Source organism: Sulfitobacter sp., assembly GCF_041552635.1.
Classification (GTDB): domain Bacteria; phylum Pseudomonadota; class Alphaproteobacteria; order Rhodobacterales; family Rhodobacteraceae; genus Sulfitobacter.
In genome coordinates, this window is record NZ_JBFEKM010000188.1 from 1 (window position 1) to 6,998 (window position 6,998).

Below are 6,998 nucleotides of genomic sequence, written 5' to 3' on the forward strand. Positions count from 1 at the left end.
ACTGCACAAGTGCGACACAATCCGGTCCAATGTTGGTTATAAACGGCAAATTGCATCCGCGTTTCCTGAAAGACGGGACATCGCGCTATGTGCGCAATGGCGTAGGGACCAGTGCAGACGGCAAGCGCGCGGTCTTTGTTATTTCCAATGGCGTGATTAATTTCCACGATTTCGCGGTCTATTTCCGCGACCAGCTAAATCTGCCGAACGCACTTTATTTTGATGGAAATGTTTCGCGGTTGCGGGCCCCCGAATTGGGACGCAATGACCTTGGGTTCAGCCCGCTTGGGCCGATCATCGGTGTTGTGTCCGAAAAATAGACCGTCGCGCCATAGAATTTCTATGCCTTCGGCGAGGATTTTTTTCCATTTGGAAGAACAGGGTCTGGGCATTTCAGGGCAGGCTTTGATACACGCGGGCGAAATCAGGCAAAGGCAGACACATGGCACGCAAACGCAAGGGACGCGATATTTCAGGATGGTTGGTGGTCGACAAGCCCGCCGGACCGACCTCGACCACTGTGGTAAACAAGGTGCGATGGGCGCTGAATGCGAACAAGGCAGGCCATGCAGGCACCCTTGATCCGGATGCGACTGGCGTGCTTGCAATCGCGCTTGGCGAGGCGACCAAGACGGTTCCCTACATCACAGATGCGCTGAAAGCGTATGAATTTACCGTAAGGCTTGGCATTTCCACAAACACCGATGACGCCGAAGGCGAGGTGCTGGAGACTTCCGATCTGCGCCCTGATGATGCCGCGATCAAGGCGGCCCTTGCAAGTTTCATTGGTGACATACAGCAGGTCCCACCGCAGTTTTCTGCCGTTAAGATTGATGGGCAACGCGCCTATAAGCTGGCCCGCGAGGGCGAATCGATGGAGCTGGCCGCCCGCCCTCTTTGGGTTGAAAGCCTGCTGTTGACCGATAGGCCTGACGCAGATCATGTGACGCTAGAGATGGTGTGCGGCAAAGGCGGGTATGTCCGGTCAATTGCGCGCGACTTGGGGCAGGCTTTGGGCTGTCTTGGCCATGTCCGTGACCTGCGCCGCGTATGGTCCGGCCCTTTCGATGCAAAAGACGGCCTGACGATGGACCAGATCGAAGCTATGGCCCGCACAGACGCGCTTGACGCACATCTGCTCCCGCTTGAGCAAGGCTTGCAAGACTTGCCCGAGGTGAAGGCTACTGCCGAAGGTGCCGCGCGATTGCGCAACGGCAACCCCGGGATGGTGATCACCTCAACCGTTGAATATGGCGACGAGGCATGGGCGTCTTACGAGGGGCGCGCCGTTGCGGTTGGTCGCTATAAGGCAGGCGAACTGCACCCGTCGCGGGTGTTCAATCAGCCGCAATAACCTTGATCACCCGCAGTCATATAAAGGGGGATGCCCCATCGACAGCCGTCTACTCCGACTGCGAGACATATCGCTATAGTCTGACGCGCGTTTGGGAGATGTCGGGAAAACGATTGCTTTTCGTGATGCTGAACCCGTCAAAAGCGACCGAGGTGGACAATGACCCCACGGTTGAACGGTGTGAACGGCGCGCCCGTGCCCTGGGATTTGGCGCGTTTCAAGTAACAAATATTTTTGCTTTCAGAGAAACAAACCCAAAGTTGATGCGTCAAGCCGACGATCCCGTCGGGCCCGACAATGACCAGGTTTTGCGCGAGGGTGTGGCGTGGGCAGATGTGGTTATCGCCGCTTGGGGAACCCACGGCGCGCATCTGGGACGCGGCACCGAGGTCGCACAATTGTTGCGTCGCTTGGACGCGCCCCTGCACCATTTGGGGCTGTCGATTGCCGGCCATCCGAAACATCCGCTGTATATTTCCTATTCCCGGCAGCCCGAGGTCTGGACGCCTTAGCCCTTGCTTAACCTGCTTGCGCGTATGGTTTTGACGTGAATGCACAACTATGGGCATTTTTTTTTGGTGATGTGATGCGCGTTTCGCGGATCGATGCAGGTGGGTTTCTGTCATGTTATTCTTAGCTGGCTTAATGGGATTGATGGCAGTCGGGGCAGTGGCCTTTATTGATCTGCCCGCAGATGATGAAGAAGACGATGATCTTGTTGATGATACAGGTCGCATTAACGGGCAGATCATCTCGGGATCGCCCGATGCTGACGTGATCCAAGGTAGCACCGGTGATGATCAGATAAACGGCTATGGTGGCGATGACCTGATCAACGGCAATCAAGGAAATGACTACGCCTATGGGGATGAAGGCAATGATACCCTGAACGGCGGCTCGGGGCAGGATGACCTGCATGGCAACGATGGCGTCGATGGCATCTATGGTGGCACAGAAAACGACGCGCTGACGGGCCACAACGATAACGATATCCTGTACGGCGGCGCGGGGGACGATTCGCTGAACGGGTCCGCGGGCAACGATGAATTATACGGTGACGACGGCGACGATGTGCTGATGGGCGGGCTCGACAATGATATTCTCAGCGGTGGTCGCGGTGCGGATTCATTGTTTGGCGGCTGGGGCAACGATCTGATCAATGGCGTTGAGGATGATCAGGATATCGGCGGCATCGATGATAGCGATGAAGCGGACTACCTCAACGGTGGCGGTGGCGATGATACGATTATTGCTGGTGCCGACGATATCGTGACGGCAGGCGACGGTGCCGACAGGATCATCGTTGGAGACTGGATCAAACAAGGCCATATGGCATCCATCGAAGATTTCGAAGCTGACGATGACAGTCTTTTGCTGGTGTGGGACGACAGTCAGGACGGGACGGCAGAACCCGAGGTCAGCCTGAATCAGAACCCCGACGATCCGACTGAAAGCTTTATTACAATGGACGGTGTCATTGTCGCCTCGGTCAAAAGTAGTGATTATTTGACAGTTGCCGATATTTCGCTCGTGCCGTTCAGCTCTGCCCTGTCGGCGGGGTTGGCTTTGCGTTAATGGCTTCGACCCCGCATTCCGCAGCAAGTGTTCAGGGGGGCGCAAAGCAATAAACCTTTGCCAAGCACATCAAACTTTCCTATACGCCGTCATCGCCTAGTGATTCCGATCAAGCGGCGATACTCCACGGGCCTGCGCTGGACGACATCCCGGCCTGTGCCATCACTTTAACCTTTTTGAAAAGGAGACCCCGATGTCGATTACGCTAGAAGAAAAAGCACGCGTCATGAAAGAATTCGCAACCAAAGAAGGCGACACAGGTTCGCCCGAAGTGCAGGTTGCTATTCTGTCCTCGCGCATTGCAACGTTGACCGAGCACTTCAAAACCCACAAAAAAGACAACCACGGTCGTCGTGGTCTTTTGAAAATGGTTGCGACACGCCGGAAGCTTTTGGATTACGTTAAAGGCAAAGATGACGCCCGTTACCAAGACCTCATCAAGCGCCTCGGTCTGCGCCGCTAAGCAGCTCAGACTATATGAATTCAGAAAGCCGTACCTTGAGAAAGGGTGCGGCTTTTTTCGTGGCTGATGTTGAAAAGGAAGCGGCCTTCAAGAATGCAGAGGGTGTCCGCAAACGGTGAAGTTCCACTATGCGAAGTTCTATTTCAATGGGTTGCTCCAACACATTCGGCGACCCATTCTGCTAGCGTCTGATATTGCAAGGTCCTACCCGGCCATTGGTGTCGTTGCCTGCTAATTACGCTTAGGTTTCCTTGCGAATGAACAGACTGATCTGTTACCGCGCGGCAGTTATTGCCTCAACAGTCGGTGGGTGTTTTCATTTGATCCGCGTTTGGAGACCGAAGGCCAATGTCCCAAGTGTCGCGCGATCAAACGCTTAGGTTACTTCATGCTCAGACTGCGGGATATCCCTTCACATTCCGGCTATGCCCGTGATCAGGGGTTGGATGCCTCCCGTTGGACAAATCACTGGGGAGACGTTTAACAAACGGTCGTTTTCGGTGTGATTTTGCGGCGAACGACTGACTGTTCAAAAGGTTCGCCGTTATATGCCTTGACGGTCGATCACGCGGCGTCTCGCGTAGCAGTCATTGAGCTGAATTGTACGTTGGTCTACGATCAGTCAGTAAACTTCGCGCATTAGCCAAGCCTATGGAAAGGAACACGCAACATGATTGCCTACGTAACCGTTGGTGCTGATGACATGGCTCTGGCGAAACGGTTTTATTCTGCGTTCCTGCCAGCCCTTAATTATGGACTGACAGAGGGCCCTGAGGGACTAAGTTACGCACTGCCAGTAGGCCCGGGTCAGTCCCCTAGCCTGCCCGATTTCTATGTTAAACCCACCTTCGACGGACATCCGGCCTCGGCTGGGAACGGTGCTATGATCGCATTCGAGGGGCGCAATCAAAGCCAAGTTCGTGACCTTCACGCGGCAGCGCTTGCGGCTGGCGGCGTTGACGAAGGTCGGCCCGGATTTCGCGCTTCGTATGGGGCACATTTTTTTGTTGGCTACCTTCGCGACCCGCAGGGCAACAAGATCGCACTGTTCTCCAACGATCCGGACGAGCCGGGACGAGAGGGATAACTCAGACGAGAACAGCGCATTGTACGCACGCCAGACCTTGGGGCTGCGTCGCCATCCGTTTCAGAGGTGTGTCGCACCTACCTTGTTGGGCCCCACCTTGTTCCTTGTTCAAAACCAAAGCCGTTGTTGTTAGTTTTTACTCTTTCGCGATCGGGGCCATTCGCCGCCTCGCAGAAGATCGCCAAAATAAGATCAAACCGGCCATCACGCCTTGCCACGTTTCTACGTTGCCCAGCAAATACGGGCCTTACTTCTGAAAGTCGGCGCTAACCAAAACGAAATGATACACAAAAGAAAGACCCGCAGCCTGTAAAACCGCGGCTCCCATATTTTTGAAAACGGACAACTCTTAGATCAGCCCATTTCTTCTTGGCATTCGATCGCAGCCTCAAGCGCTTGATAACTGCCTGTCAAATCAATCGCCATAACCTCTCCGGAATCGGTGGAAAGCGTCATCGTATATTTCGCGGCGATGTCAAAAAGGAAATCTTCTTCGTCGAACATGATATCAGCGCCGGGTACACCATTCAGATACATTCCCTTGGCTTCGGCCTCATATTCCTGTCCATCCAAATCAAAAACCACCGGATACATCGCACCTTCTTCGATATCGCCCCATGCGTCATTGAATGCCGTGACATATCCCATGCCTTCGTTCCGGTCAAAACCGATGCGCACGACTGACCCGTCGGTAAAGGCGGATTGGATCAAACAGCCGTCACCCAATGACGGGTCAATCATCACGTCCCAAAAATCAGACGCCCCCCATTTTTCCAATTCCTGAGCGAAAACAGGCGAGGCACACAGCGCCCCGACCATCAATATATGTGTAGTGCGCTTCATCAACGTGATCTCCGTTTCAATATGTTGAATAATCTTGGGCGGATAGCAGCCGTTTGGCAACGGCTTTAATCGCCTTCAACCCAGACGCGCATCGCACACAATCACCTGCCGTGAAGCCTGATTTCCATTCGATCCAACGCGTGCATCGCATTGTTGGGTCGCCAAACCGGGTCAGCCAACAGTTCTATCCGGTCAACTTTTTGGGCAAGGGTGGTCAGTACCGCTTCCATCTCGGCGCGGGCGATATTTTGGCCGACGCAGCCGTGAACGCCTACACCAAAAGCCAGATGCCCCGACGGTTTGCGATCGATCCGGAAAGCATCGGGATCGCCCCATTTATCCGGATCCATATTCGCCGCCCCCAGCACGCACAAAATCTTGCTATGCTCTGCGATCTTGATGCCTGATACCTGCGTATCTGCCGTTGCCGTGCGGCAAAACGTGTGCACAGGCGAGGTGTAGCGCAGAACTTCCTCGAAACAGGGCCGCGCGAGGGGCGGGTCCGCCTTGAGCTTCTCAAACTCGGCCGGATGTTGGGCGAGGCAAACCAGCGCATTGCCGATGCTGGAAACCGTCGTATCAACCCCCGCCGACAGGAACGACCGCACCAGCAGACCGGCCTCTTCGTGGGTGATTTCGCCCGCGTCGGCGGCGGCATACAAGATGCCCCCCATGCCGTCGCCCGTCAGCCTTTCACGCGCACAGGCCGCGTTGATCCACGGGATAATCTCGGCGGCTTTGACCATCGTCGCCTTGCGAATATCGTTGTCCGGCCCCAGCGAATTGAACACCATCGCCCCGTAATCCACCAGATGTCGCTTGTTCACATCGGTCATTCCGACGGCTTTGGGAAAGACCGTCGTCGGAAAGGTTTCGGCGAAATCGCCCACCGCATCGAAACCGTCACGTGCCAGAAGATCGTCGATCAAGCGCGCAGCCTCGTCAAAAAACATCTGCTTATAGCCAGCCGCAACCTTGGGCGACATGGCGCGGATCATCACTTTGCGCACTGCGGTGTGTTCAGGTGGATCAACCTCGAGGATAATCGAATTGGGCCGCCAAGATTGACCATGCGCGAAATCATCAAGGCCCACACCGCGGGAGGATACGAAACGCCCCCAGTCCGAGAAGATCTCCTTTGTTTCAGGGTATCGCCCGACAGCCAGCACAGAATACTTAGGAATGTAGACAATCGGCCCTTTGGCCCGCAGTTCGGCGTAATAGGCTGTCGGGTTGCGCAGAATATCAGCCGAATAGGGATCAACATCCCAAACCGGAACACCTTTTGGCGGCGAAATCGCCACATGTCCTGCGATCATCTCCATTTTACGACCCTCCCAAACCGGCAAACGATCCCGCCTGCGCCACCATCAAAGGCCAAGCACCCTTGTTCAGCAAGGGATATCGCAAAACGCTGCGTCAACGCTTCTCTTCCCATCGCACGCAAACTGCTGTATGGCCGCACAATCTGAAAGCCGGCGCCCGGACTCCAGCGCCCGACAAAGAAGATACCGGAGTCAGGGGGAATATGCCCCCTACGCAAATGGTCCAACGCGGACCGAAACAGGAAACGTAGATGTTTAATGTAACGACAAAATCCATGCAGTGGGGCGAAGAGACGCTGACACTGGAAACAGGCAAAGTGGCCCGTCAGGCAGACGGTTCGGTTATCGCGA

Annotated in this window: 8 protein-coding genes and 1 pseudogene; 7 read left to right on the top strand and 2 right to left on the bottom strand. The window is 55.0% G+C overall.

What is annotated here, in order from left to right:
• The 6 genes from ABYT07_RS17660 to ABYT07_RS17685 form a co-directional block, all read left to right on the top strand.
• Positions 1-320: phosphodiester glycosidase family protein (locus tag ABYT07_RS17660; protein WP_372993343.1), on the top strand; the 320-nt coding region annotated here is incomplete at its 5' end.
• A 122-nt stretch (positions 321-442) separates the two neighbouring features.
• On the top strand, positions 443-1,354 hold the full coding sequence (gene truB / locus ABYT07_RS17665) for a tRNA pseudouridine(55) synthase TruB (RefSeq protein WP_372993344.1): 912 nt from the start codon (positions 443-445) through the stop codon (positions 1,352-1,354).
• Positions 1,355-1,356: 2 nt separating this feature from the next.
• On the top strand, positions 1,357-1,866 hold the full coding sequence (locus ABYT07_RS17670; protein ID WP_372993345.1) for a DUF1643 domain-containing protein: 510 nt from the start codon (positions 1,357-1,359) through the stop codon (positions 1,864-1,866).
• A 142-nt stretch (positions 1,867-2,008) separates the two neighbouring features.
• Positions 2,009-2,929 carry a calcium-binding protein gene (locus ABYT07_RS17675; RefSeq protein WP_372993346.1) on the top strand — a complete coding sequence of 307 codons (921 nt, stop codon included), beginning with the start codon at positions 2,009-2,011 and terminating at the stop codon, positions 2,927-2,929.
• A gap of 193 nt (positions 2,930-3,122) precedes the next feature.
• A complete protein-coding gene (rpsO, locus tag ABYT07_RS17680) occupies positions 3,123-3,392 on the top strand; it encodes a 30S ribosomal protein S15 (protein ID WP_176248990.1) in 270 nt (89 codons plus the stop codon).
• A gap of 670 nt (positions 3,393-4,062) precedes the next feature.
• Positions 4,063-4,479 carry a VOC family protein gene (locus ABYT07_RS17685; RefSeq protein WP_372993347.1) on the top strand — a complete coding sequence of 139 codons (417 nt, stop codon included), beginning with the start codon at positions 4,063-4,065 and terminating at the stop codon, positions 4,477-4,479.
• Between the two features lie 354 nt (positions 4,480-4,833).
• Here the strand turns inward: ABYT07_RS17685 and ABYT07_RS17690 are convergent, their stop codons facing one another.
• Together ABYT07_RS17690 and ABYT07_RS17695 are read right to left on the bottom strand one after the other, a co-directional pair.
• Complete coding sequence (locus tag ABYT07_RS17690) at positions 4,834-5,322, bottom strand: hypothetical protein (protein ID WP_372993348.1); 489 nt, start codon at positions 5,320-5,322, stop codon at positions 4,834-4,836.
• A 101-nt stretch (positions 5,323-5,423) separates the two neighbouring features.
• Entirely contained in the window at positions 5,424-6,647 is a 1,224-nt protein-coding gene (locus tag ABYT07_RS17695) for a cytochrome P450 (protein WP_372993349.1), read from the bottom strand.
• Positions 6,648-6,898: 251 nt separating this feature from the next.
• Between ABYT07_RS17695 and ABYT07_RS17700 the strand changes: the two are divergent.
• Positions 6,899-6,998, top strand: a pseudogene (locus ABYT07_RS17700) (polynucleotide phosphorylase/polyadenylase); the annotation flags it as partial.